Raw genomic sequence first — 24,732 nt, 5'->3', positions numbered from 1 at the left:
TGGAGTCCAGATCGTCCATAGAGTCCCATCGGTCCGGCCTTCAAAACACCGTTCGAAGCGTCCGATGCGTTCGCCCATGATGATGGTCTCCACGCGAGAGATCAGTATGAGGGCGTTTCAGGGGGTGATGGGTAAATGAGCTCTCGTCAGAGCCGGGCGTTGAAATCCCTGGCGGATTCCGGGGATCCGTTGATGGGTATCGGCGTCTTCTCCCTCCCCTTGATGGGGAGGGACGACCGCGTAGCGGTCAGGGTGGGGTCCGAATCGTACGGTCGCACGGACTGACAGGCCCCACCCGCCTTCGCTTCGCTCAGCCACCCTCCCCATCAAGGGGAGGGAGAAGGAAAATCTAGGCCAAATCCTCGATCTCGGCGTCGGTCAGTTCGCCCGGTACGATCGTCACCGGCAGTTTCCGCCCGCCGAAGGCCGCGCCCTGTTTCAGCACGGCCGAGACCAGCGGTCCCGGGCCCCGGCTGCCCATGCCTGCGGCCAGGACCAGGATCTTGATCTCGGGGTCCTCGCCGCAGACCTTGCGGATGGCGGCCTGGGGTTCGCCCTCCTCGATCAGGAAGATGGGCTGGGCGCCGGAGCGCTCCCTGGCCTCCTCGCCCAGGCGGTTCAGCAGCAGTTCGGCCTCGGCCCGCTGCTGACGCTGGATTTCCTCGCGCACGCCGGCCCAGTGCTCGTCCGACCCGCCGGGGATGATCCGCAGCAGGGCGACGCGCCCGCCCGTCGACCGCGCCCGGCGCGAGGCGTAGCGCAGGGCCGCCTCGAACTCGGGGCTGTCATCGACGACGACGAGGAACTTTCTGGGCATCAAACCGAGCCCGCCACCTGGCGGATCTGGCCGTTGGCGATGGTCAGTTTGGCGAAGGTCCAGCCCGTGCCCGAGGCCTCGATCTCGTCCACGGCAGCGCGAACGCCTTCGACCACGGCCTGACGCGGCCCGATCCAGGCGTCGACGGCCGCTTCTGCCGTCGCCTCGGTATCGCCCACGGCCGGGTCGGAGGCCCTGGCCACCGCGCGGGTCAGGGCGACCTGTTCGGTCATCAGGTCCTCGATCAGACGGCGAACGGCCAGACGGTCGAAATGATCGCCCGACGGTACGGCACCGGCGGCGACACGCAGGCGGTCAAAGTCGAAGGCCGCCCCGACCTGATGGTAGAGGCGGGCCATCCGGGGTTCGGACCAGCCGGCTTCCGTCGCCAGATCGCCGATGTCGGCCGTAGCGACCAGCGGGCGAAGCATCGACACCGTCCAGGCCAGGTCTTCGCCCACGCCCATGTCGGCGAAGGTCTTCAACCGTTCGGCCAGACGGGCCTGTTCGAAGCGGGACAGGACGTCGCCGCCCGCGGCCCGCAGGGCATCGGCGGCCGGACGGTAGGCCTCGATCAGCCCCTGAACCGTCGCCCCCGCCTTCCCGGCGCGACGCGCCAGCCAGACGGTCTGGCGCCGCAGGACGGTGGAGATTTCGAGATAGAGCGCCGTCTGGGTTTCGGCCGGGACCTTCAGGTCCAGGGCACTGACCGCGTCCCAGGCCTCGTCGAGGCGGAAGACCCGACGCGCCGCCTCGAAGGCGATGACAAGGGCCGTCGTGTCGCAACCCGCCGCCGCCCGCAGGCGATCGGGGAAGGTGGGGCCCGTCATGTTGACGATCTCGTTGCACATGACCGTCGCGACGATCTCGCGGCGCAGCCGGTGGCTTTGCATCTGCTTCCCGAACCGGGCCAGCGGTCCGGGGAAGTAGCGGACCAGGGTCTCCTCGAAGAAGGGATCTTCGGGCGCCCTGGAGGCCACGATCTCGTCGGCGAGCTCCAGCTTGGAATAGGCCATCAGTACGGCCAGTTCCGGCCGGGTCAGGGCCTGGCCCGCCGTCTTCATCTCGCCGATCCGGACGTCGCCGGGCAGACCTTCGACCTTGCGGTCCAGTTTGCCCCGCGCGGTCAGGGACTGCATGAAGCGCTGCTGGGTGTCGAGGGCGCCGGTCCCCTCGGCCTGTTGCAGGGTCAGGGCCAGGGTCTGGTCGTAGTTGTGGGCCAGGACCTTGAGCCCGACCTCCTCGGTCATCGAGGCCAGCAGCGGCACGCGGTCGGCGAGAGGCAGGGCGCCCTGGGCCAGGGCCGCGCCGATCAGGATCTTGATATTGACCTCGTGGTCGGAGGTATCGACACCGGCGGAGTTGTCGATGGCGTCCGTGTTGATGCGTCCGCCGCCGGCGGCGAAAGCGATCCGGCCCGCCTGGGTGAGGCCGAGGTTGGCCCCCTCCCCCACCACCTTGACCCGCAGTTCGTCGGCGTTGATCCGGAGCGCGTCGGTGCCCTTGTCGCCGACCTGGGCGTCGGTCTCGAGCGCCGATTTCACATAGGTCCCGATGCCGCCGAGATAGAGCAGCTCCGCCGGTGCCTTCAGGATGGCGCGGATCAGGCTGACCGGGTCCAGGGCTTCGTCGGTGATGTCGAGCGCGGCGCGGATCTCGGGCGTCAGTTCGATCGACTTGGCCGAACGGGAGAAGACGCCACCGCCGGTCGATATCCTCGCCTTGTCATAGTCCTGCCAGGACGAGCGCGGCAGGGCGAACAGCCGGTTCCGTTCTTCCCACGACGAAGCCGGGTCCGGGGTCGGGTCGATGAAGATGTCGCGGTGGTCGAAGGCGGCGACCAGTTTCGAGGCCTTCGACAGCAACAGGCCGTTGCCGAAGACGTCGCCGGACATATCGCCGACACCGACCACGGTGAAGGGCTCGGTCTGGATGTCCTTGCCGATCTCGCGGAAGTGCCGCTTGACCGCCTCCCAGGCGCCCCGGGCCGTGATGCCCATGGCCTTGTGGTCGTATCCGACCGAACCGCCCGAGGCGAAGGCGTCGTCGAGCCAGAAGCCGTAGTCGGCCGAAACCCCGTTGGCGATGTCGGAGAAGGTCGCCGTCCCCTTGTCGGCGGCCACGACCAGATAGGGGTCGTCGCCCTCGAACGGCACGACATTGGCCGGGCGGATCACATGGCCGTCGGCGGCGATATTGTCCGTGATGTCCAGAAGACCCGACAGGAAGGTCCTGTAGGCGCGGATGGCCTCGGCCTGCTGGGCGTCGCGGTCGCCGCCGGCGCGCACGATGCCCGACAGATGTTTCGGGAAGAAGCCGCCCTTGGACCCGACCGGCACGATGACGGCGTTCTTGACCTGCTGGGCCTTCACCAGACCCAGGACCTCGGTGCGGAAGTCGTCGCGGCGGTCAGACCAGCGCAGACCGCCGCGGGCCACGGGACCGAAGCGCAGGTGGACGCCCTCGATATGCGGGGCCCAGACGAAGATCTCGCGATAGGGCTTGGGCAGGGGCAGGTCGTCGAGCTCGCGCGAGGCGATCTTGATCGAGATGTGCGGCTTGAAGCCGCCGTCGGCCGCTGTCTGGTAGTAGTTGGTGCGTTTGACCGCCCCGATCAGGGCCGCCATCCGACGCAGGGCGCGGTCGTGGTCGAGCGACTTCACGTCCATCAGAAGGGCGTTGATCCTGTCGTCCAGCTCGCGGCAATGAACCGCGCGCTCTTCGGCCGAACCCCCGTGAGCCGGATCGAATTTGCAGGCGAAGAACGACAGCAGGGCGCGGGCGATGGCGGGATAGTCACGGAGCGCCTCTTCCTGCACCGCCTGTGAGGGATCGAGACCGGCCTGCTGGCGATAGCGGGCCAGGGTGCGGATCAGGGCCGCCTCGCGCCAGCCGACGCCGAGTTCAAGCACCAGACGGTTGAAGCCGTCGCTCTCGGTCTGGCCGGACCAGACAGCCGAGAAGCCCGCTTCGAACGGGCCCTTGATGTCGCCGAACGCCAATGAAGCGCCGCGCGGGTCCTCCAGCAGGAATTCGTGGACGTGAATTTCCTGGGCCGTACCGGTGTGGCCGGCCGGCTTGATGGCGTGGCCGAACTCTTCGAGCGTCTTCAGCCCCATATCGGCCAGGATCGGCAGGACGTCCGACAGTGGCGCGGCCGCGCCCCTGCGATAGAGTTTGAAACGGAACTGCAGGGGAGTGTCGTCGGACGTGCGGAAGGCGCGCACGGCGACGGGCTCGCCGGCGTTCTCGTCATTCGTCTCGTTCAAACGGTCGATTTCCTGGAGGTCGGTGACGGCCTCGGCCGCGTCATAGCGGTCGCGATAGCCCGCACCGAAGGCCTCGGCCCAACGGGCGCTCAGGGCTCCGATCTGACTGTCGTCGACGTCGGCGGCGCGCAAGGCCCCTTCGAAACGATCAACCCAGGTGCGGCCCGTCTCGATGATCTCGGCATCGAGGGCGCGCTGGTCGGGAACCGGGTGATCGCCCGGCGTGACGCCGATGATGTAGTGGATGCGCACGAGGGGCGCGTCGGACAGCTGCGGATACCAGGCCGAGAGGCGTCCGCCCCAGGCGCGGGCCAGGATGCGGCCGATCCGCTCACGCACGCCGGCGTCGTACCGCTCGCGCGGCACGAAGGCCAGGACCGAGACGAACCGGTCGAACGGATCCTTGCGGGTGAAGGTCTTGATCCGGGGCCGGTCAAACAGGTGCAGGATGCCCAGGGACGTGGTCAGCAGCTCGTCCTCGGTGATCTGGAAGAGTTCGTCCCGGGGATAGTTCTCCAGGATGTTCTTCAGCCGCTTCTCGTTGTGGCTGCCGGGCGCCTTGCCGGCGCGGGCCAGGACGTTGCCCACCTTGCGCCGGATCAGCGGCACCTGCGACGGTGGCCGGTCATAGGCCTCGGCGGTGAACAGGCCGACGAAGCGGGTCTCTCCCGACGGACGACCGTCGTCGCCGTACCGTTTGACCCCAACGTAGTCCATGTAGGCGCGGCGGTGGACGCGGCTGCGCAGGTTGGCCTTGGCCACAGTGACCGGGTCAGACAGATCGATCTGTCGTTTCATACTGGCGGTCAGGACGGCAGGCTCCGACGTGCGGCGCAGCACCGTGCGCTCGGGATCGCGCAAGACGCCGACGCCGGCTCCCGACTGGTCAAGCGGCGCCTCGGCCGCGTAGCCGCCGTCGGCGGTACGCGGATAGTCGTAGTCGCGGGCACCCAGGAAGACGAAGGCGTCGTCGTTGAGCGAGCGCAGGAACTCCAGATTCTCGGCCACGATCGCCGGGTCGATGCCGCCGGGGCAGGCTTCCAGATGGGCGATCGAACGCGCCATCAGCGCGTTCATGGCCGGGTAGTCGGCCACCGCCGTGTGCACGTCGGCCAGGGTCTGTCCGACGCCGGCCTGCAGCGCCTCGCGCCGCTCGGGCGGCAGGGGATCGATGACCAGGACGATAAGGGATTCGCGCGCGCCGCCATCCGCCGTCCGCGAACCGTCGGCCCGGCGGGCCAGATTCAGGACGGGGTGGAACAGGGCCCGGACCGAGACGCCGGAGTCGGCCAGCTCGCCCATGACGCTGTCGACGAGGAAGGGCCTGTCATCCTGGACGATGCGAAGGACGTCATAGGGGGTGGCGCGGCCGCCGCCGACCGTCAGGGGTTCAACCGCCATCCGGGTCTCGCCGGGATTGCGCCGCTCTGCCCAGCGCCAGGCGTCGGCCAGCACCGCGCCGACATCCTCCAGGGCCAGTTCCGGTGTCTCGTCCTCGGCATAGTCCTCGGAGGCCTGGGCGACGAAGGACCGTTCCAGCTCGCTCGGCGCCCCTCCGCCGCCCACGGCCTCCGCGAAGGCCCGTTGCAGCGCCTCCGGGCTGGAGGGCTGGGAGGAGGTGCGGAGGTCGCCGGACATGGGCAGGGTCTCGAAAGGCGCGGCAGGGCCGCCAGGGTCTGGACCGGAGATCATCGCTCGACCGCGACCCACCCCGTCCCTGATCCGTTGGATAGGCCGGACCGCTCCGCTCGGAAAGGCCGGAAACGACAAACCCCGTTGAACGACCTTCCGGACCGAGCCTTATCAGCGTTCACTCATCCGCGGCGGAAAACGCCCTTTCGCCCATGCGAAACCAAGAAAAGGCCGCCGGACGGGCGTCCGACGGCCTCTCTTGAACCGGCGCTGGAGGGGGGAACGAGCGCCGGTCGATGCCGCCGCGGCCCTGGAGGGAGGGGAGGGGCCGCGACGTCTGGCAGGCAGATGGGATCGACGGAACCGGGCCGCAAGGGGTCGAGTTTCAGGGTTCTGCGGTTCCAGCACGTGGCGGTTTGACGCGGGCCGGACGTCGGGCCGGGGGCTTGTGCGCGGGCTCTGCGTCCTCCTCGGCATAGGGGCGGCCGTTGCCGGACAGCAGGATGGCGATCCACATCGATCCCTTGAACTCGGCCAGGATCGCCATGGCCATGACCGCCAGCGGCGTCGACAGAAACATGCCGACCACCCCCCACAGCTTGCCCCACAGGGCCAGGGCCAGAAGCACCGCGACCGGATCGATGTTCTGATTGTCGCCCTGCATGCGTGGCTGGATGGCGTTGCCGACGACGAACAGGATCAGTTGCAATCCGACCAGCAGGATCAGGGCCGGCCAGTAGGTCGGAAACTGGACGAGAGCGAACAGCGGCGGCGCGAGCCCTGCGATGGCCCCCCCCAGCACCGGGATGAAGCCGACCACGAAGATGACGAAGGTCCAGAACTCGGCGTTCTGCAGGCCCACCAGTCGCATCAGTATCCAGGCGGCGACGCAGATGATGCCGCCAGTGACAGCCTGGACCCACAGATAGCCCTCGACCCCGCCGCGCACGCGCTGGAACACCTCACTGGCCTCCTGGCGGCTCTCGCGATTGGGGAACAGGCTGACCAGCTTGCGTCGGAAACCCATCTGGGCCGCCAGCAGGAAGGCCAGATAGACCATGACGAAGAAGGCGCCCGACACCACGCCCTGAACCTGGAAGGCGAGCGTGGTCAGATTGCCCCGGATATCCAGACCGGCGAACAACTCCTGGGCTGTCGGGGGCGTGGTCATGCCGAACAGGCCCGCGCCGTCGGCAATGATGGCATCGATCCTCGGCCCGATGCCGCTCGAGACGCCCGAGGCGTCCGAGAAGAAGCCGGCCGCCCCGTTCACGATGAAGGCGATGGAAGCCAGGAAGGCCAGAACCACCACCGTCAGGGCCGCCGTCCCTGCCCAGTGGCGGGGCAGGCGGGTTCTGTCCTCGATGAAACGCTTCACCCCGTCGATCATGATCAGCAGGAAGATCGCCATGGCCAGAGGCGTCAGGATGTCCCGCAGCCAGTAGAGGGCGGCGCCGGACGCGACGACGGCCAGGGTCACCAGGGCATTTCGGGCCACGGTCGATGTCGGAATGGCGATCGGTGGTTTCATACACCGACTTGTCGGGGGCGTCGCTCCCCTGGTCAATCACCGATTGGCGCGCGAGCCGGCCACGGCTAAGCAGCGGACAAGGAGATTTGCATGACCGACGTCGCCGCCAGCCCCGGCCTGTTCCTGGGCCAGTCCTCGAACGGGACCGCCGATGGGGAGACGCCCCAGCGCGAGATCCTGCTGTGGAACCGGGCCAACCGGCATGGGGTGATCGCGGGCGCGACCGGCACCGGCAAGACCGTTACGCTTCAGATCATGGCCCAGGGCTTCTCCGAGATGGGCGTCCCGGTCTTCTGCGCCGACGTGAAGGGAGATCTCTCGGGAATCAGCCAGGTCGGAACCCCGAACGAGAAACTGCTGGCCCGCGCCGCCGGGATGAACCTGACCCTGGTTCCGAAGGCTGCGCCGACGGTGTTCTGGGACCTGTACGGCCAGAAGGGTCATCCGGTCCGGGCGACCGTGTCCGAGATCGGGCCCCTGCTGATGGCCCGGATGCTGGATCTGAACGACGTGCAGGAGGGGGTGCTGACTGTCGCCTTCCACGTCGCCGACAAGGAAGGCCTGCTGCTGCTCGATCTCGACGACCTGAGATCCATGCTGACCTATGTCGCCGAGAACGCCGCCCGCATCGGCCGCGAGGTCGGCAATGTGGCCCCCGCCTCGATCGCCTCGATCCAGCGCGCGCTGCTGCAGCTGGAACAGGACGGCGGCGACGCCTTCTTCGGCGAACCGGCGCTGAAACTGACCGACATGATGCGGACCTCGCTCGATGGGCGGGGTCAGGTGAATGTGCTGGACTCGACCCGGCTGATGAACAGCCCGCGCCTGTACGGCGCCTTCCTGCTGTGGCTGATGTCAGAACTGTTCGAACAGCTGCCCGAGATCGGCGACCCGGAGAAGCCGCGCCTCGTCTTCTTCTTCGACGAGGCCCACCTGCTGTTCAGGGATGCGCCCAAACCCCTGCTGGAGAAGGTCGAACAGGTCGTGCGCCTGATCCGGTCCAAGGGGGTCGGGGTCTATTTCATCACCCAGAACCCGGCGGATATCCCCGACAGCGTCCTGGCCCAGCTGGGCAACCGCATCCAGCATGCGCTGCGCGCCTACACTCCGTCCGATCAGCGCGGGCTGAAGGCGGCGTCGGACAGTTTCCGGGTCAATCCCGCCTTCGACACGGCCGAGGCCATCCAGGCGCTCGGCACCGGCGAGGCCCTGGTCTCGACGCTCGATGAGAAGGGGGCGCCCCGCGTGGTCGCCCGGACCCTGATCCGTCCGCCGGACAGTCGCCTCGGCCCCGCGACGGATCTCGAACGCGCCGCCGTCATGGCGTCCAGCCCGGTGAAGGGGGTCTATGACACCGTCGTGGACCGCGAATCCGCCGAGGAGATTCTCGCCGCCCGCCACGCGCAAATAGAGGAAGCAACCGCTCCGGCCGCGAAACCCGCGCCGCAGGGCCGCGCCCAGGCCGCTCCGAAAGCCCCTGCCGCCCCCAAGGCACCGCGCAAATCCACCCGTCAGACGCCGATGGAGGCCCTGACCAAGTCGGTTCTGCGCACGGCGGGCTCGACCCTCACGCGCGAACTGCTGCGCGGCATTCTGGGCGGGCTTCGCCGCTAGCCTAGACCATAGACCCGAGACGGGCGTTGGCGAGATCGCTGATCACGGCAGTGACCTGGGCACCGGACCCGGTCTGGGACAGCAGTTTGGACTGGTGGGGTGACAGCTTGCGCGTGTCGACCAGCACCATGGCCCAGCCGAGAAAGAGCTGGGTCTGGACCGGCCAGCGGGCCAGGACGCGCACATTGCGATGGCGCACGTCGGCCTCGATGTCCTCCATCAGGGCGGTCAGGGCTTCGGGATCGCCCTCCAGCACCTGGACGAAGGTTCCGGATTGATAGGCCAGGGCGCCAGTGATCCGACGTCGACCGTTGTTTCGCACCGAGGTCGCCACGATTTCGGACAGGTCCGCCGGGGCTTCTGAAGCGCCTACCGCGTCGCTGCGATAGACGAGGCGTTCGAGGACGCGCTCCGTGAGGGGCTGCGGCGTGCGAACAGTCGGGGATGTCATGGGGAGGATGGCCTGGCGGCGAACCCGCCGCCCATCTAGGCGCTTTCCGCCGGAAACCCTAACGCATGGCGAATTCGGACTGAGATCAGGGACGCGGGATCAGCCGCCACATGCGCAGGGGATGCCGGACCGCCCCGGCCTCCGCGCCCGCCGCCTCGCCCCGGCCCATATAGAGGTCGGCGCGGACCGGGCCCCGGATCGCCGAGCCCGTGTCCAGCGCCATGACCAGGCCGGTATAGCCATGCCGCGCCCCTACCAGGTTACCGGCGCTTGCCGAGATCCACACAAGATCGCCGTAGGTCCAGCTGGCCGGGTCGACCGCGATGGCGCGGCGAGCCGGCAGGGAAACGCCCGCCGCTCCGGCCGGGTCGCCGCCGTCGTCGGGGTCAAGCGAGAAGAAGATGTAGCGGGGGTTCAGGGCCGTAACTGCACGCGCCTCAGGCCCTCGATGCGCCGCCAGCCAGGCCCGGATCGCCTCGCCCGAGGTTCCGTTCGTCGGCAAAAGCCCGCGTTCAGCCATCGGTCGGGCTATACCGACGAAGGGCAGGCCGTTGTCGGCGGCATAGGCGGCCCGCACCTTCGATCCATCCTCGAAAGTCAGGTAGCCGGAGCCCTGGATCTGGAGGAAGAACAGATCCTCGGCCCGCATCCAGGCCAGGGGGGGCGAGGGGGACGGGCCGGCCTCGATCACCGAACGTTCCTCCAGGACCTGACCGCGCGACCAGCCGGCGGGCCGGCCGAGCACGGGCGTGTCGAACTCCCGGTCGGGGCTGCGACGCGCCTCATACTCCGGGGCGAAATAGGCGGTCAGCAGGGGTGACCGGCCTTCGGCGGGCTGGGCCTCAACCACCGCGAAGCCGTTTTCGAAGTAGGCACGCGCCATCGAGGGCGTCACCGGTCGCGATGTCCGCCGGATGTGCTGGGCTTGCTCGCACTGGCGCGCGGCGGCCGCCTCACGGGCCACGCGACAGGTTTCGGCATAGGCCCAAAAGGCAGCGAGGTGATCTTCGTCGGCCCAGCCCGGCAGGGACTGAGGACCCGGCAGGTTCGAGACCTGGACCGGCGGGACAGAAGGACCGTGCGGGCCTGCAGGCCGGGCGGGCGTCTCGACCGTCGAGGTGGCACAGCCTGCAAGAAGCAGGAACGCGCCTGCGAGAACCGGCCTCAGGTCGAATCCCACGGGCGGCCGCCCGTCAGGCGTTGGCGGGTTCGACGCGGGCGAGGACCCAGTTGGGGTCGGCGGCGCCCAGAGACCGTTCGAAGGTCCAGTGCTCGGCGGTGCGGCGTTCCTCAATACGGGGTTCGACCGGGGCGCCCGGGGTCGCCTCGACTTCAGGCAGGAGGATTTTCGAGCGGATTTCGGCGAGGAAGCGAACCTTGGCCACAGCGCGGTCGCCCTCTGCGGAGGCCAGTTCCAGATCGGCGCGCGGCGGGTGCAGAAACTCGACCTGTTCGGTCTCGCCCCGGGTTTCGCGGGCAGCGATGCCGGTCTCGAACGAGTCCAGTACGGCGGGCGTCAGCAAGGGTTTCAGCGCCGCGCGGTCGCCGGAGGCGTAGCCACGCACGATGGTCTCATAGGCCTGGCGGGCCCCTTCGATGAATTTGGCGGGGTCGAAGGCCGGATCGCGGGCGCGCAACGAGGCGGCGGCGGCCAGGGTCGCAGCGTCGAGGGCGGGAACGCGGGCCGGGGGCTCTGCCCCCTTTGCGGCGGCCAGGAGGGGCACCTTGGCGTCTTCCTGGGGCTGGCGACCAACCTTTTTGCCCAGCACATTGTAGAGCTGAAACAGGACGACCGCGGCGATCACGGCGAAGATGACGAGCTGGAACTGTACCGGCACGGGGTATCCCTGGATGGCGTCCTGATCCCGACCGGAAGGGCCGGGCGCGTCGAACAGGACGATTACGGTCTGATATGGGCACGCGCAAGGCACGGCGCACCCCGGGCGAATTGTGACATGCCGCCGCGACCTCTCTGAAGCGCGATCAGGCACCCCGCCGCCGCGCAGAGAGCGAGAGTGCACTCAAGAGCCAAGTTGCGGGACGTTCAGGCGAATGCTAGTCGCGGCGCCTTGCTTTTCCGCCATTTTGAACGGCCTCGCTTCCATGACCGACGTTTCGCCCGCCGACGCCAACGGTTCGGCTCCGACCGACCAGCCCCCGGTTCCGGGCTTCCGCATCCTGGCCCAGTATGTCCGCGACCTGTCGTTCGAAAACCCCAGGGCACCTGACAGCCTGCGCATGGACGGCAAGCCCCAGATCGATATGGGCGTCGAACTGAACGCCCAGGGCCGTCCCGATGGCCTGTTCGAGGTCGATATCAAGCTGTCGATCAAGGCCTCGACGGAAACCATGCGGGTGTTCCAGGTGGAGCTTCTGTACGGCGGTCTGTTCCAGCTCACGGGTATCCCCGAGGCGGACATCGAGCCGATGCTGCTGATCGAATGCCCGCGCTACCTCTTCCCCTACGCCCGCGAGATCATCGCGCGCGCGTCGGCCGACGGCGGCTTCTATCCGCCCTTCATGATGGATCCGCTCGATTTCGCCGGCATCTACACGGCGCGCCAGCAACAGCAGGCCCAACAAGGCGGCGTGGCCTAGGACTGCGCAGCGGGCTCGACGACCTCGAGCCCGTAGCCGGCCCACAGCGACTGGTCCTTGAGGGTCGCAAGCAGGAAGGCACGATGCGCCTCCGCCTCTTCCGGGTGGATACGCGGGCTCAGCGGACGTGGACGGGGCTGATAGCCTCCTGCGGCGGCATGGGCGGCCGCGGCCTGGCTTTCACGACGGCTGGACAGGTCCAGAACCCGCTCCTTGCCGCCCTTGAGCTCCAGATAGACCTCTGCCAGCAGACGGGCGTCGATCAGGGCGCCGTGAAACGAGCGATCGGCCAGGCTGACCTTGTAGCGTTTGCACAGGGCGTCCAGCGAGTTGGGCATGCCCGGCCAGCGCTTCTGGGCCAGTTGCAGGGTGTCGATCCAGCGGGTCCCGGGCAGCAGGGCCTGACCGCAGCGCCCGCATTCATGGTCGATGAAGTTGCGATCGAACTGGGCGTTGTGGGCGATCACCGGGGCGTCGCCGATGAAGTCCATCAGGTCGATGACGATCTCGGCGAATTTCGGCGCGTCCCTGACCTTGTCATCGGTGATGCCGTGGACCCGGGTCGCATCCGGGGGGATGAGCCGTTCCGGATTGACGAAACGGTGGAAGGTGCGGCCCGTCGGCAACAGGTCCAGGATCTCGATACAGCCGACCTCGATCAGCCGGTCGCCCGTGCGGGGGTCAAAGCCGGTGGTTTCGGTGTCGAGAACGATTTCGCGGGACATGCCCTTCTAATGGGGTGTTTCGTCGGGGCCTGAAAGACTCCGATCCGGTCGTTTCCAGTCGGGAGACAGAACGATCCCCACGATTTCGGCGACGCGGGCGCGGGCCGCGTCCAGTCCCCGACCGGTGTCGATCACGAAATCCGCGCGACGACGTTTGTCCGCGTCCGGCGTCTGGCGCGCCAGAATGGCTTCAAACCGGGCTTCGGTCATGCCGGGACGCGCCAGGACACGCCGACGCTGGGTTTCGGCGTCGGCGGTGACCACCACGACCGCGTCCACCGCCCGGTCGCCGCCGGTCTCGAACAGCAGGGGGATGTCGAGCACAGCCAGCTTCACTCCCGCCGCCCGCGACGCGTCCAGATCGGCCAGACGCCCGGCCGCCACCAGCGGATGGACGATGGCCTCGAGCCGGCGAAAGGCCGTGTCGTCGCGGCCGAGGGCCTCGGCCAGAAGCGTGCGGTCCACTTCGCCGTCCACGACCACGCCCGGAAAGGCCTTTTTGATCGGCTCGACCGCTGCCCCGCCCGTCGCATAAAGGGCGTGGACCGCCTCGTCGGCGTTCCAGATCAGGGCGCCATGACCGGCGAACATGGCGGTGGTGGTCGACTTGCCCATGCCGATCGAGCCGGTCAGCCCCAGAAGGATCATGCCGTCTCTCCCATATGGGCCAGCAGCAGTGGCCGCGGGTCGAGGTCCGGCGGCGGCATCCCGAAAATGGCTTCGAACGACGGTCCGGCCTGGCCGATCAGCATGGCCAGGCCGTCGACTGTGACGAGACCGGCGGCGCGCGCCGCGTGAAGGAACGGCGTGATCACGGGCTTGTAGGTCATGTCCATCACCGTCGTCGACGGATCCAGGGTCGCGAGATCGATCTCCGGCCGGACGCTGAGGGCATTGACCACCAGGACCGCGCCTTCAAGGGCCGCCGGCCCGTCTGCGACCGAGACCGAGCCTCCGAGATCGGCCGCCAGGGCTTCGGCCCGGTCGCGGGTGCGGTTGACGATCCGCACATGGGCTCCGGCTCCCGCCAGGGTCGCGGCGGCGGCCCGGGCGGCCCCGCCGGCCCCCAGCATGACGACCGGCGAGCCGCTCAGGGACAGTTTCGGCGCCTGCTGCTTCAGGGCACGCAGCAGGCCGAGGCCGTCGGCGCTGTCGGCAAAGACGCCGCCGTCGCGGAAGACGAGGATATTGGCCGATCTGCTGTCGCGCACCGTCTCCGACGCCGTATCGGCCAGGGCGAAGGCCTGTTCCTTGAACGGGGCGGTGACATTGACGCCGCTCAGCAGACCCGCCCGCCCGGCCGCGACCAGGGTGTCGAAGGCAGCAGGATCCTTCGGCGAGAAGGCGACATAGGCGGCGTCCAGCCCGGCGGCCTCGATCCAGGCGTTGTGGATGACCGGGCTCAGGGAATGGGCGACGGGATTGCCGACAATGCCGCCGACCTTCACTGCTCCTGTGATCCGGGCCCGGTTCATGAGCGGATCACTCCGGCCCGGCGCAGTTCGTCCAGCACGGGCCACAGCGGCATTCCCAGGACGGTAAAATAGTCGCCCTCGACCCGGTCGAACAGCTGCGATCCCATCCCCTCCAGCCGGTAGCAGCCGACCGACCCAAGCAGGCCCTCGCCCTCGGCCTCCAGATAGGTGTCGAGGAAGGCGTCGGAGAACCGCCGCATGGTCATCCGTGCGGTGTCGACGCCCGACCAGACCACCGCGCCGTTGTTGGCCAGGGCGGCAGCGGAGTTCAGATGATGGGTGTGCCCGCGCAGGCCATGCAGCCGCTCGCGCGCCACGGCGAGGCTCGGTGCCTTGGAGATCATCTCCCCGTTGAAATCCAGTGTCTGGTCCGAACCCAGGACCCAGGCCTCTGGATCGTGGCGCGAGATCGCCAGCGCCTTTGCCTGGGCCAGCTCCAGCGCCAGTTCAGCTGGATCGATGCCGGCCAGTGAGGTCTTGATCGCGTCCTCGTCCACCCCGGCGTCCTCAGCGACGAAAGCCACGCCGGCGCTCGTCAGCATGGCGCGACGGGCGGCGCTGCGGGAGGCGAGGATCAGCCTTTCTTCACTCACCAGGAGGCTCCCAGTCGGCGGGTGCGGCGTTCGGTCAGCAGGTTCAGGATGGCGGCCGCCGTCTCCTCGACCGAGCGGCGCGTCACATCGATGGTCGGCCAGCCGCGCCGTTCGAAGGCCCGCCGCGCCTTGATCGTCTCCTCGCGCACAGCGTCCGGCTCGACATAGGACGAGGCATGGGTGGCGTTGAGACCGTCCAGCCGGTTCCGGCGAATCTGCACCAGTCGGTCGGGTGACACGGTCAGGCCGACGATCAGCGGGTTTTTCAGTCCCACCAGACGCTCGCCGTCCTCCTGGCCCGGCACCAGAGGCACATTGGCGGCTCGCACCCCCCGGTGCGCCAGATAGATGCAGGTGGGAGTCTTGGACGTGCGGCTGACCCCGACCAGAACCACATCGGCGCCCTCCAGCTGTTCGGCCGTGCCCTGACCGTCGTCATGAGCCATGGCGTAGTCCAGGGCCCCGATGCGGTTGAAATAGTCGTGGTCGAGCGCGTGCTGGGCCCCGACCCGGGTCGACAGGGCCGCCCCCAGATAGCGGGACAGGGCTCCGACCAGAGGATCCAGCGCCCCGATGTGCGGCATGTCGAGCGCGCGGCAACCCTCTTCCAGCTGGGCCCGCAAGTCGCGATCAACGATCGTATGCAGAACCACGCCCGGCGCCGCCGCCACCTCGCCCAGGACACGCTCCATCTGTTTGTCGGACCGCACCAGGGCATAGATGTGCTCGATCGGAATGACCCCGTCGAAGCGGGCTGTCACCGCCTTGGCCATGGCGTTGAGGGTCTCGCCGGTCGAGTCCGAGACCAGATGGACATGAAAATAAGTCGCCAGTCGCGACGCCCCGGCGGGCCTCGCCGGGCTCACGCCGGACCCCGATGAGGGAAGACCAGGGTCTGGGGAGTGGGAATGGCGAGAATTCCTGTGGATCGGGCGGGGCGCCGACGGCCAGGCCGGGGCACCGATTCCTATAGCGCGGCCCTCGTCATCCGGCGAGCGGGGACAGTGGTGGACGGCATGTCTCGTCCGTCTGCGGATCATCCCAAGGGAGACAGACAGCCTCTTCTCGGCTGGGGAAATGCTTAACAAAAGGTAAACGACCCACACTCTGGCTACGGGGCAAAGGCCCGCCGGGGTGCCCGTCCGTTAAGAGTTTGTTAAGGCTTTTGCCCGGTTTCCACAGGCTGTCATCCGGCTGTCGCGAACGCCGGGACGGGCCCGGGACAAGAGGGTTCGGCGTGGGGACCGGAGCCGTTTCATCCCCGTCGTCCCGCCCTCTGTCTGCTTCCTCAAACCTTTCCAGGATTCTTATCAGGATAAGAGGAAGGACATGGGCTTGAGGGGATACGCTCATCGCCGTAGAGCCGGAGTCATGAGCATCACGCCTTCGTTGATCCGTGTCCTGCAGGGCGAGACCCTGGAGCGCCCGCCCGTCTGGTTCATGCGTCAGGCCGGTCGTTACCTGCCCGAATATCGCGCCCTGCGCGCCCAGGCCCCGGACTTCATTGCCTTCTGCCTGAACCCGGAGATGGCCGCCGAAGCGACGATGCAGCCGATGCGCCGGTTCGGCTTCGACGCCGCCATCGTCTTCGCTGACATCCTGCTGATCCCGCAGGCCCTGGGTCAGGATGTCTGGTTCGAGACCGGTGAAGGACCGAAACTGGGGCTGATGCCGTCGCCGGGCCGGATGGCTGAACTGGCTGATGGTGCCGGTGAGCATCTGCATCAGGTCGGGGAGACCCTCAGCCGGGTGCGGGCCGAGCTGGAGCCGGAGCGGGCCCTTATCGGGTTCGCCGGCGCGCCCTGGACTGTGGCCACCTATATGCTCGACGGCCACCACAATACGATGGGCAAGGGTGAGCGGGCGCAGGCGCGATCCTACGCCTATTCCGATCCGGACAAGGTCGATGCCGTTCTGGATGTGCTGGTCGAGGCCACCGCCCGCTATCTGAAGATGCAGGCCGACGCCGGTGCCGACGCCCTGAAGATCTTCGAGAGCTGGGCCGAGGGCCTGCCCGACGACCTGTTTGAACGGCTCGTGATGAGGCCGCACCAGAAGCTTGTCGCCCGGGTGCGTGAGCTCGGCGTCACTGTGCCCCTGATCGGCTTCCCGCGCGGCTCGGCGCTTCATGCTGAACGTTATGCGCGCGAGGTCGACGTCCAGGGCGTGGCGCTCGATACCGCCTGTTCGCTGGAGCGTGGCAGAGAGGTGCAGGCGATCAAGCCGATCCAGGGCGCGCTCGATCCTCTGTTGCTCCGCGCCGGCGGTGCGGCTCTGGACCGCAGGGTGGATGAGCTTGTCGAGGCCTGGGGCGCGGGTCCATGGATCTTCAACCTTGGCCACGGCATCCTGCCGGACGTGCCGATCGCCCACGTCGAACAGGTGCTCAAGCGCCTGGGCGCCCAGTAAGGACCGACGAATGGCCGGTAGACGGATCGCTGTCGTCCTGTTCAATCTCGGCGGTCCGGACGACGCCGCCTCTGTGCGGCCCTTCCTGTTCAACCTGTTCAACGACCCGGCGATCATCGGCCTTCCCGGGTTCGCACGGACGCCTCTGGCAAAGCTGATCTCCTCGCGCCGCGAGAAGAGCGCCCAGGCCAATTATGCGATGATGGACGCCGGTGGTGGTTCGCCCCTGAAGGCCGAAACACGGAAACAGATGGCGGCCCTCGACGCCCGGTTGGGGGCCGTTCTGCCCGGCGACGAGGTCAAGAGTTTCATCGCCATGCGCTACTGGCACCCCTTGACCGAGGAAACGGCCGTCGATGTCGCCGCCTTTGGCCCCGATGAAGTGGTGCTGCTGCCCCTCTATCCGCAGTTCTCGACCACGACGACCCAGTCGTCGCTGAAGGCCTGGAACGCGACCTATGCGGGGTCAGGCCGGTCGCGAGCGATCTGCTGCTACCCCCGGGCCGCAGGCTGGATCGAGGCCCAGGCCGATGGCATCCGGGCCAGGCTCGCCGAGGCCGGCCGCGATCATCCGGGTCGGCCCATGCGCGTTCTTTTCTCGGCGCACGGCATCCCCGAGAAATTGGTCGCCCAGGGCGATCCCTATCAGGAGCAGATCGAGGGCACAGTCGCCGCCGTCGCAAAGGCTGCCGGGCTGACCGACTGGGGCCTGTGCTACCAGAGCCGGGTCGGGCCCCTGAAATGGCTGGGGCCCACGACGCCGGACGCGATCAAACAGGCCGCTGCCGATGGAGTCGGCGTTGTCGTAACCCCGATCGCCTTCGTTTCCGAACATATCGAGACCCTGGTCGAGCTGGACATCGAATACGGCGAACTGGCCCACGAGGCCGGCCTGCACCCCTATCTGCGCGCGCCTGCCGTCGGCGTGGCCGAAGCCTTCATCGACGCCCTGGCCCAGGCCGTGACCGACAGCCTTGGCCGCACCGGCACGGCGCCGTTCGGACCGGGTTGTCAGGGGCGTTGGAAGGCCTGTCCGTTCCAGGCCGAAGGGGCCGCAGGGTGAACCTCTATGATCTTGCGCGAGGCCTGCACATCCTGGCGGTCATCGCCTGGATGGCGGGTCTGCTGTTTCTTCCCCGCCTCTACGCCTATGACGCCGAGCAGAACGGCAAGCCCGAGCCGTTGAAGTCAGAGATGCAGACGCTGCTGCGTGCCTGGCAGGCACGGCTGCTGAAGATCATCCTCAATCCGGCGGCGGCCCTGGCGCTGATCTTCGGGGCCTGGCTGATCCACCTCGACATTCAGATGCGCGGCGCCGCCTTCCTCGCCGAGCCGTGGATGGTCGTGAAGCTGATCGGTGTGGTCCTGTTGTTCGGCTGGCACGGGTTCCTGTCGGCCGAGCGCAACCGCATTGCTGTCGGGCGCTCGACGAGGACCAGTCGCTTCTGGCGCATGACCAACGAGATTCCGTTCGTGCTGGCCATCGTCATGGTTCTGTCGGTGACGATGGAATGGAGCTTCTGAGCCGCGACGCTTGACCCACAGGCCCGGAATGTGGTTCCGCTGACAGTGAGGCGTCGTTCGCGGCGCTGCCCTTCTCTTCGCGACGACCGATCGCCTGGCTTGAAGCCGCCTTCGGACCCGACGCTCCCCCTCCGGTCGCAAGGCCAGACTTTTCCATTCGTCCCGGCCTGACGTCCCTCGACGCCGGGTCTTGACGGCGTGAATCCAGAGTTCCGACATGACCGACGTCCGCGACACCGACGACACCGCCCCCGAAACCGAGGCGCTGGAAGGCCTCACGCCGGAGACGGCGGAAGACACCTCCCAGGCGGACGGTGCCAACGACGCCGACGTGGCCGCTGACATCGGGGATGACGCCGAAGGTGCCGAGGAAGAGGGCGAGCCCGTCGTCCCGTCCGGCCGGATCACGCTTCAGGAATTGAACGACAAGACCCCTGTCGAACTGGTTGCCTTCGCCGAACAGCTGGAGATCGAGAACGCTTCGAACCTGCGCAAGCAGGACCTGCTGTTCGCGATCCTCAAGACCCTGGCCGACGAGGAGGTCGAGATCATCGCGTCCGGCACGCTGGAAATGCTGCCCGACGGCTTCGGATTCCTTCGCTCGCCGGACGCCAATTATCTTCCGGGTCCGGACGATATATATGTGTCGCCGTCCCAGATCCGCCGCTTCGGCCTGCGCTCGGGCGACACGGTTCATGGTGCTGTGCGCGGCCCCCGCGAGGGCGAGCGCTATTTCGCCCTGCTGAAGGTCGATACGATCAACTACGAGGACCCGGAGACGGTCCGCACCAAGGTCAATTTCGACAACCTGACCCCGCTCTATCCCAACGAGCGGCTGACCATGGAGATCCAGGACCCGACGCTGCGCGACCGTTCAGGCCGGGTCATCGACATCGTCGCACCGCTCGGCAAGGGCCAGCGCTGCCTGATCGTCGCCCCGCCGCGCGTCGGCAAGACGGTGATGCTGCAGAACATCGCCAAGTCGATCGAGGCCAACCACCCCGAGGTCTCGTTGATCGTCCTGCTGATCGACGAACGCCCCGAAGAAGTCACCGACATGCAGCGCACTGTGAAGGGCGAGGTCGTGGCCTCAACCTTCGACGAGCCGGCCACCCGCCACGTCGCCGTCGCCGAGATGGTGATCGAAAAGGCCAAGCGCCTGGTCGAGCACAAGAAGGACGTCGTCATCCTGCTGGACTCGGTCACCCGTCTGGGCCGGGCCTATAACGCCACTGTGCCGTCGTCGGGCAAGGTCCTGACCGGCGGCGTGGACGCCAACGCCCTGCAACGGCCCAAGCGCTTCTTCGGCGCTGCGCGGAACGTGGAGGAGGGCGGGTCGCTGACGATCATCGCTACGGCCCTGATCGATACCGGCTCGCGGATGGACGAGGTGATCTTCGAAGAGTTCAAGGGCACCGGTAACTCGGAAATCGTGCTGGACCGCAAGGTCGCCGACAAGCGCATCTTCCCCGCTATCGACGTGCTCAAGTCCGGTACCCGCAAGGAAGAACTGATCACGCCGAAGGACCAGCTGACCAAGACCTATGTCCTGCGCCGGATCCTGAACCCGATGGGCCCGCAGGACGCGATCGAGTTCCTGCTCGACAAGCTGCGCCAGTCCAAGAACAACGCCGACTTCTTCCAGTCGATGAACACATGATGTGGTCCCTGACGCCTCGGACGCGGTCCGAGGCTGCTTGAGGGCCGTTCCTCAAGTCGCGGGACGCCGTGCGTCAGGCGTCAGGAACACCAAGAGTGATGTTTCACGTGAAACAAGGAGACCGCGATGAAGGTGAATCTGGAAGTCGACTGCACCCCGGCCGAGGCGCGCGCGTTCCTCGGCCTGCCGGATGTCACGCCGCTGAACGATCATCTGGTCGCCGAGATGCAGAAGCGGATGGACGCCAATGTATCGGCCATGCAGCCGGACGAGCTGATGAAGACCTGGACCAGCTTCGGCCTGCAGGCCCAGGATCAGTTCCGGCAACTCATGCAGGCGGCGGTCACTACGCCGAAATGAGCCCGTCAATCCTCCCCCGTCGGGGGAGGGGGACCGCGAAGCGGTGGAGGGGGCGAGCCCCGGACACCGGGCTTGCGGCAAACCCCTTCCGTTACGGCGCGAAGCCGCGCCGTGACACCTCCCCCTATGGGGGAGGATTTCGGTTCCCGTGACCGACAGCGTCTTCGCGCTCGCCACTCCGCCAGGCCGAGGCGCCATCGCCATTCTGCGCGTTTCCGGCCCGGCGACGGATCAGGCGCTGGCCGCCCTCGGCGCGCCAGGCCTGACGCCGCGGCTCGCATCGCTCAGAACCCTGGTCCGCGGCGACACCGTTCTGGATCAGGCCCTCGTCCTCCGCTTCCCCGGCCCGAACTCCTACACAGGCGAGGACTGTGCCGAGCTTCACCTGCACGGCGGTCGTGCCGTCATTGACGCCGTCTCTTCGGCCCTGATCGATCTCGGGCTCCGTCCCGCCGAACCCGGGGAGTTCACCCGCCGGGCCTTCGGGAACGGCCGCATGGACCTGGCCCAGGCCGAGGCCGTCGCCGATCTGATCGATGCCGAGACCTCGGCCCAGGCGGCCCAGGCCCTGGGCCAGCTCGATGGCGCGCTCAGCCAGACCTATGCCGGTTTCCGCCGCGACCTCCTGACGGCGCTCGCCCTCGTCGAGGCCGAGATCGACTTCCCGGATGAAGATGTGCCCGACCAGCTGGCCTCGTCCGCCGGCCCCGTGCTTGACCGCTTGACCGCAGATCTCAACGCGGCGCTGGCCGACGCGGACAGGGGGCGTCGAGTCCGGGAGGGCTATCGCATCGTCCTGATCGGCGAGACCAACGCGGGCAAATCGGCTCTGTTCAACGCCCTCGTCGAGCGCGAGGCCGCCATCGTGACGGCCATCGCCGGCACGACACGGGACGTGCTCGATGCGGATCTGGTCATTGGCGGCTATGCCGTGACCCTCTCGGACACGGCCGGTCTGCGCGAGAGTGACGATGTGGTGGAGGCCGAGGGCGTCCGTCGTGCCCGTGCCCGAGCCGAGGCCGCCGACCTACGCCTGTGGGTGCGGGCTCCCGGTGATCCGGAAGGCGACGCAGCCGCCTTCGCCCGCCCCGACGACTTCATCGTCCGGACCAAGGCGGATCTGTCAACTGCGCTGCCGGGGGAGGGGATCGCAGTCAGCGCCCGGACCGGTGAGGGTCTGCGTGATTTGCATGATGCCCTTGCCGCCCGATTGGCTCGCGACCTCTCCGGAGCCGACTTCCCGGCCGTGACCCGCGAGCGGCATCGACGCCGTCTGTCGGAAGCGGTCTCGGCGGTGCAGGTCGCCCGGACCCATCTGACGACCGCGCCCGAGCTGGCGGGAGACGACCTGCGCCGCGCTGCGGACGCCCTGGGCCGGGTCACCGGTGCGATCGGCGTCGAGGACATCCTCGGCGAGGTCTTCTCGACCTTCTGCATCGGCAAATAGTTCCCCTCGCGGCGCGGCCGATGTGTTTCACGTGAAACACTGCGCTCGACCGGCGCGACGCAGCGGGCCGAGCGATGGTGCCAGATAGATGTGTGAGTGGTGTTTTGGACCCGGGTCGCCTATGTCCGCGCCATGAGCTCCCCCTCTTCCTTCGACGTCATCGTGATCGGCGGCGGCCATGCCGGCTGTGAGGCCGCGGCTGCCTCGGCGCGCGCCGGTGCCCGAACCCTGCTGCTGACCCAGAAGCTCGAGACCATTGGCGAGATGAGCTGCAATCCGGCCATCGGCGGCCTCGGCAAGGGCCACCTGGTGCGCGAGATCGATGCGCTGGACGGACTTATGGGGCGACTCGCAGACAAGGCCGGCATCCAGTTCCGTCTGTTGAACCGCTCCAAGGGTGCCGCCGTGCGCGGGCCGCGCAGCCAGATCGACCGCCGCCTGTACCGCGAGGCCATGCAGGCCGAACTCGCCGACTATCCGAACCTGTCCCTGATGGCCGGGACGGCTGAGACCCTGATGCTCGATGGGGATCGTGTCGTCGGCGTTACGACCGGCGACGGCGTCCCCCTCCACGCCGGCGCGGTGGTCCTGACGACCGGCACCTTCCTGAACGGGGTCATCCATCGCGGCGACGAACGAGTCCCCGCCGGCCGTCATGGGGAGGCGCCCTCGACGGGCCTCGCCGCCGATCTCTATGGCTCGGGCCTGCGGATGGGTCGCCTCAAGACCGGGACGCCGGCCCGCCTGGACGGCCGCACCATCGCCTGGGACCGGCTGGAGATGCAGGCAGCCGATGCCGAGCCCGTACCCTTCAGCTTCCTGACGGACCGGATCGATGTGCCCCAGATCGCCTGCGGCATCACCCACACGACCGAGGCCACCCACGCCATCATTGCCGCGAATCTCGGGGAGAGCGCCGTCTATGGCGGCAAGCTGACAGGTGTCGGCCCTCGCTATTGTCCCTCGATCGAGGACAAGGTCGTTCGTTTCGCCGACAAGACCTCGCATCAGGTCTTCCTGGAGCCCGAGGGTCTGGACGATCCGACCGTCTATCCCAACGGGATCTCGACCTCGGTCTCGCCCGAGACGCAGAACGCCTTCCTGCGGACCATGCCCGGGCTGGAAAAGGTCGAGGTGTTCCGCTTCGGCTATGCGATCGAGTACGATTATGTCGATCCGCGCGAACTGACCCAGGCGCTGGAGGTCAAACGGCGTCCGGGTCTCTATCTGGCCGGCCAGATCAACGGTACGACCGGGTATGAGGAGGCGGGCGCTCAAGGGTTGATTGCCGGCCTCAACGCCGCCCGTGCCGCCGCCGGATCCCGGGAAATCGTTCTGCGGCGGGACCAGGCCTATATCGGCGTCATGATCGACGATCTGGTTACACGCGGTGTGACCGAGCCCTACCGGATGTTCACCAGTCGCGCCGAGTATCGGTTGACTCTGCGTGCCGACAACGCAGATCAACGGTTGACCCCGGTCGGCGTCGAGGCCGGAATCGTCTCTTCGGGCCGCCGCCGCGTCTTTGAGGTCAAGTCAGCGGCCCTGGCTGAGGCGACGATCCTGGCGCGCGAGACAAGGTTCACACCGAAGGAGGCTCAGGCCCTCGGCATCTCTGTCAATCCCGATGGGCAGCGTCGTTCGATGCGGGATTTGCTGGCCTATCCGGGCGTCGACCTGTCTGCCTTCGCAGCGGCCTACCCGGTCATCGGCGACTGGACCCCGGCCGTGCGCGAGCAGGTCGAGATCGACGCGGGCTATGCAGGATACCTGGACCGCCAGACTGCAGAGGCCGAGGCGCTGCGCCGCGAGGAGGCCCTGACGCTGCCGGCCAATCTCGACTACGCGGCGATCGGCGGCCTGTCCCACGAAGTTCGCGATAAACTCTCTCTGGTCCAGCCGCGCACCCTGGGCCAGGCGGGCCGGATCGAGGGCGTCACGCCCGGCGCCCTGACCGCACTTCTGTCCTACGTGAAAAAGGCGGCGATCGCAGCCTGATGACCGCCGACGAATTTCAGAAAGTGACCGGCGCCTGGCCGGAGCGGATGGCCGACCTGGAACGGTTTCGGGCCATGCTGACCGAGGCCAATGAAGTCATGAACCTGGTCGGGCCCGACAGTCTGCCGGACTTCTGGAACCGTCATGCCTGGGATTCCGCCCAGCTCCTCGATCTCGCCGGCTTCGCACGGACCTGGGCGGACCTGGGTGCGGGCGCAGGGTTTCCCGGCGTGGTCCTGGCCATCCTCGTGAAGGGCCGGCCGGACGCCCATGTCTGGCTGATCGATTCCCTCCAGAAGCGCTGCCGTTTCCTGCAAACCATCGTCGATGAACTGGCCCTGCCGGCCACGGTTGTCTGGGGCCGGGCGGAGGAGCAGGCGCTCAAGGTGGACGTTGTGACTGCCCGCGCCGTCGCCCCGATGGAAAAGCTGCTGGGTTATGCACAGCCTTACCTGTCCCGCGGTGCACAAGGTCTGTTTCTCAAGGGAGAGAAGGCCGAGTCCGAGTTGCGGGACGCCTCCAACTCTTGGCATGTCGAAGCCGAGCTCTCGGTGTCGCGCAGCGATCCGCGAGGCCGCATCGTCGCCGTCAGGAGCCTCCGTCACCGTGGAAATCAGCAACGTGGTTAG

At 67.7% G+C, this 24,732-nt stretch carries 21 protein-coding genes; 10 read left to right on the top strand and 11 right to left on the bottom strand.

The features are described from left to right. Positions 1-349: 349 nt before the first annotated feature. The 3 genes from ACW18A_RS15240 to ACW18A_RS15230 form a co-directional block, all read right to left on the bottom strand. Complete coding sequence (locus ACW18A_RS15240; RefSeq protein ID WP_492022552.1) at positions 350-817, bottom strand: universal stress protein; 468 nt, start codon at positions 815-817, stop codon at positions 350-352. After that, on the bottom strand, positions 817-5,724 hold the full coding sequence (locus ACW18A_RS15235; protein ID WP_492022551.1) for an NAD-glutamate dehydrogenase: 4,908 nt from the start codon (positions 5,722-5,724) through the stop codon (positions 817-819). Before ACW18A_RS15235 ends, ACW18A_RS15240 begins: the two co-directional genes overlap by 1 nt. Before the next feature lie 379 nt (positions 5,725-6,103). Beyond that, positions 6,104-7,249, bottom strand: a complete 1,146-nt coding sequence (locus ACW18A_RS15230) for an AI-2E family transporter (protein WP_492022550.1) — start codon at positions 7,247-7,249, stop codon at positions 6,104-6,106. 90 nt (positions 7,250-7,339) lie between these two features. Here ACW18A_RS15230 and ACW18A_RS15225 point away from each other — a divergent pair, with 90 nt between their 5' ends. Then, a complete protein-coding gene (locus ACW18A_RS15225) occupies positions 7,340-8,863 on the top strand; it encodes a helicase HerA-like domain-containing protein (protein WP_492022549.1) in 1,524 nt (507 codons plus the stop codon). 1 nt (position 8,864) lies between these two features. Here ACW18A_RS15225 and ACW18A_RS15220 read toward each other — a convergent pair whose 3' ends face one another. The 3 genes from ACW18A_RS15220 to timA all read right to left on the bottom strand — a co-directional run bounded on the left by ACW18A_RS15220 (position 8,865) and on the right by timA (position 11,152). Further along, the gene (locus tag ACW18A_RS15220) at positions 8,865-9,314 is read right to left on the bottom strand and encodes a BLUF domain-containing protein (RefSeq protein WP_492022548.1); all 450 of its coding nucleotides are present in this window, start codon (positions 9,312-9,314) and stop codon (positions 8,865-8,867) included. Between the two features lie 85 nt (positions 9,315-9,399). Then, positions 9,400-10,494, bottom strand: a complete 1,095-nt coding sequence (locus ACW18A_RS15215) for an MltA domain-containing protein (RefSeq protein WP_492022547.1) — start codon at positions 10,492-10,494, stop codon at positions 9,400-9,402. Positions 10,495-10,507: 13 nt separating this feature from the next. After that, complete coding sequence (gene timA, locus ACW18A_RS15210) at positions 10,508-11,152, bottom strand: TIM44-related membrane protein TimA (RefSeq protein ID WP_492022546.1); 645 nt, start codon at positions 11,150-11,152, stop codon at positions 10,508-10,510. 265 nt (positions 11,153-11,417) lie between these two features. On the opposite strand from timA, the gene secB reads away from it, so the two are divergent. Continuing rightward, the gene (gene secB / locus ACW18A_RS15205; RefSeq protein WP_492022545.1) at positions 11,418-11,912 is read left to right on the top strand and encodes a protein-export chaperone SecB; all 495 of its coding nucleotides are present in this window, start codon (positions 11,418-11,420) and stop codon (positions 11,910-11,912) included. On the opposite strand, the gene dnaQ is transcribed toward secB, so the two are convergent. Genes dnaQ through ACW18A_RS15180 form a run of 5 tightly spaced genes read right to left on the bottom strand, consistent with a single transcriptional unit; the run spans position 11,909 to position 15,571 of the window. Beyond that, a complete protein-coding gene (gene dnaQ, locus ACW18A_RS15200; RefSeq protein WP_492022544.1) occupies positions 11,909-12,637 on the bottom strand; it encodes a DNA polymerase III subunit epsilon in 729 nt (242 codons plus the stop codon). The genes secB and dnaQ overlap by 4 nt on opposite strands. Before the next feature lie 6 nt (positions 12,638-12,643). Next, a complete protein-coding gene (gene coaE, locus ACW18A_RS15195) occupies positions 12,644-13,285 on the bottom strand; it encodes a dephospho-CoA kinase (RefSeq protein WP_492022543.1) in 642 nt (213 codons plus the stop codon). Continuing rightward, positions 13,282-14,112 carry a shikimate dehydrogenase family protein gene (locus ACW18A_RS15190; protein ID WP_492022542.1) on the bottom strand — a complete coding sequence of 277 codons (831 nt, stop codon included), beginning with the start codon at positions 14,110-14,112 and terminating at the stop codon, positions 13,282-13,284. The genes coaE and ACW18A_RS15190 overlap by 4 nt, the downstream gene beginning before the upstream one ends. Further along, positions 14,109-14,654 carry a Maf family protein gene (locus ACW18A_RS15185; protein WP_492024408.1) on the bottom strand — a complete coding sequence of 182 codons (546 nt, stop codon included), beginning with the start codon at positions 14,652-14,654 and terminating at the stop codon, positions 14,109-14,111. The genes ACW18A_RS15190 and ACW18A_RS15185 overlap by 4 nt, the downstream gene beginning before the upstream one ends. Before the next feature lie 47 nt (positions 14,655-14,701). Then, entirely contained in the window at positions 14,702-15,571 is an 870-nt protein-coding gene (locus ACW18A_RS15180; RefSeq protein WP_492022541.1) for a pyruvate, water dikinase regulatory protein, read from the bottom strand. A 505-nt stretch (positions 15,572-16,076) separates the two neighbouring features. On the opposite strand from ACW18A_RS15180, the gene hemE reads away from it, so the two are divergent. The 8 genes from hemE to rsmG all read left to right on the top strand — a co-directional run bounded on the left by hemE (position 16,077) and on the right by rsmG (position 24,732). After that, positions 16,077-17,114 (top strand): uroporphyrinogen decarboxylase, encoded by a 1,038-nt coding sequence (gene hemE, locus ACW18A_RS15175; protein WP_492022540.1) that lies wholly within the window; start codon positions 16,077-16,079, stop codon positions 17,112-17,114. Positions 17,115-17,124: 10 nt separating this feature from the next. Beyond that, entirely contained in the window at positions 17,125-18,177 is a 1,053-nt protein-coding gene (gene hemH / locus ACW18A_RS15170; RefSeq protein WP_492022539.1) for a ferrochelatase, read from the top strand. Beyond that, positions 18,174-18,638 (top strand): CopD family protein, encoded by a 465-nt coding sequence (locus ACW18A_RS15165; RefSeq protein ID WP_492022538.1) that lies wholly within the window; start codon positions 18,174-18,176, stop codon positions 18,636-18,638. Before hemH ends, ACW18A_RS15165 begins: the two co-directional genes overlap by 4 nt. A gap of 217 nt (positions 18,639-18,855) precedes the next feature. Further along, positions 18,856-20,298, top strand: a complete 1,443-nt coding sequence (gene rho / locus ACW18A_RS15160) for a transcription termination factor Rho (RefSeq protein WP_492022537.1) — start codon at positions 18,856-18,858, stop codon at positions 20,296-20,298. 126 nt (positions 20,299-20,424) lie between these two features. Continuing rightward, the gene (locus ACW18A_RS15155) at positions 20,425-20,658 is read left to right on the top strand and encodes a DUF6489 family protein (RefSeq protein ID WP_492022536.1); all 234 of its coding nucleotides are present in this window, start codon (positions 20,425-20,427) and stop codon (positions 20,656-20,658) included. A 148-nt stretch (positions 20,659-20,806) separates the two neighbouring features. Next, positions 20,807-22,105 carry a tRNA uridine-5-carboxymethylaminomethyl(34) synthesis GTPase MnmE gene (gene mnmE / locus ACW18A_RS15150; RefSeq protein ID WP_492022535.1) on the top strand — a complete coding sequence of 433 codons (1,299 nt, stop codon included), beginning with the start codon at positions 20,807-20,809 and terminating at the stop codon, positions 22,103-22,105. Between the two features lie 132 nt (positions 22,106-22,237). Next, positions 22,238-24,103 (top strand): tRNA uridine-5-carboxymethylaminomethyl(34) synthesis enzyme MnmG, encoded by a 1,866-nt coding sequence (gene mnmG, locus ACW18A_RS15145; protein ID WP_492022534.1) that lies wholly within the window; start codon positions 22,238-22,240, stop codon positions 24,101-24,103. Next, positions 24,103-24,732, top strand: a complete 630-nt coding sequence (rsmG, locus tag ACW18A_RS15140; RefSeq protein ID WP_492022533.1) for a 16S rRNA (guanine(527)-N(7))-methyltransferase RsmG — start codon at positions 24,103-24,105, stop codon at positions 24,730-24,732. The genes mnmG and rsmG overlap by 1 nt, the downstream gene beginning before the upstream one ends.

The organism is Brevundimonas sp. AVps5 (genome assembly GCF_058681515.1).
Note: the sequence above shows the minus strand (reverse complement) of the source record. Positions and strands in the feature narration are given on the sequence as shown.

What these genes read in the sequence shown, in the direction of transcription:
- ACW18A_RS15235 (WP_492022551.1), bottom strand. Translation starts at nt 5,724, where the DNA reads ATGTCCGGCGACCTCCGCACCTCCTCCCAGCCCTCCAGCCCGGAGGCG.
- ACW18A_RS15225 (WP_492022549.1), top strand. Translation starts at nt 7,340, where the DNA reads ATGACCGACGTCGCCGCCAGCCCCGGCCTGTTCCTGGGCCAGTCCTCG.
- ACW18A_RS15230 (WP_492022550.1), bottom strand. Translation starts at nt 7,249, where the DNA reads ATGAAACCACCGATCGCCATTCCGACATCGACCGTGGCCCGAAATGCC.
- ACW18A_RS15155 (WP_492022536.1), top strand. Translation starts at nt 20,425, where the DNA reads ATGAAGGTGAATCTGGAAGTCGACTGCACCCCGGCCGAGGCGCGCGCG.
- hemH (WP_492022539.1), top strand. Translation starts at nt 17,125, where the DNA reads ATGGCCGGTAGACGGATCGCTGTCGTCCTGTTCAATCTCGGCGGTCCG.
- secB (WP_492022545.1), top strand. Translation starts at nt 11,418, where the DNA reads ATGACCGACGTTTCGCCCGCCGACGCCAACGGTTCGGCTCCGACCGAC.
- ACW18A_RS15240 (WP_492022552.1), bottom strand. Translation starts at nt 817, where the DNA reads ATGCCCAGAAAGTTCCTCGTCGTCGTCGATGACAGCCCCGAGTTCGAG.
- mnmG (WP_492022534.1), top strand. Translation starts at nt 22,238, where the DNA reads ATGAGCTCCCCCTCTTCCTTCGACGTCATCGTGATCGGCGGCGGCCAT.
- dnaQ (WP_492022544.1), bottom strand. Translation starts at nt 12,637, where the DNA reads ATGTCCCGCGAAATCGTTCTCGACACCGAAACCACCGGCTTTGACCCC.
- ACW18A_RS15185 (WP_492024408.1), bottom strand. Translation starts at nt 14,654, where the DNA reads ATGCTGACGAGCGCCGGCGTGGCTTTCGTCGCTGAGGACGCCGGGGTG.
- rho (WP_492022537.1), top strand. Translation starts at nt 18,856, where the DNA reads ATGACCGACGTCCGCGACACCGACGACACCGCCCCCGAAACCGAGGCG.
- ACW18A_RS15190 (WP_492022542.1), bottom strand. Translation starts at nt 14,112, where the DNA reads ATGAACCGGGCCCGGATCACAGGAGCAGTGAAGGTCGGCGGCATTGTC.
- coaE (WP_492022543.1), bottom strand. Translation starts at nt 13,285, where the DNA reads ATGATCCTTCTGGGGCTGACCGGCTCGATCGGCATGGGCAAGTCGACC.
- rsmG (WP_492022533.1), top strand. Translation starts at nt 24,103, where the DNA reads ATGACCGCCGACGAATTTCAGAAAGTGACCGGCGCCTGGCCGGAGCGG.
- hemE (WP_492022540.1), top strand. Translation starts at nt 16,077, where the DNA reads ATGAGCATCACGCCTTCGTTGATCCGTGTCCTGCAGGGCGAGACCCTG.
- ACW18A_RS15220 (WP_492022548.1), bottom strand. Translation starts at nt 9,314, where the DNA reads ATGACATCCCCGACTGTTCGCACGCCGCAGCCCCTCACGGAGCGCGTC.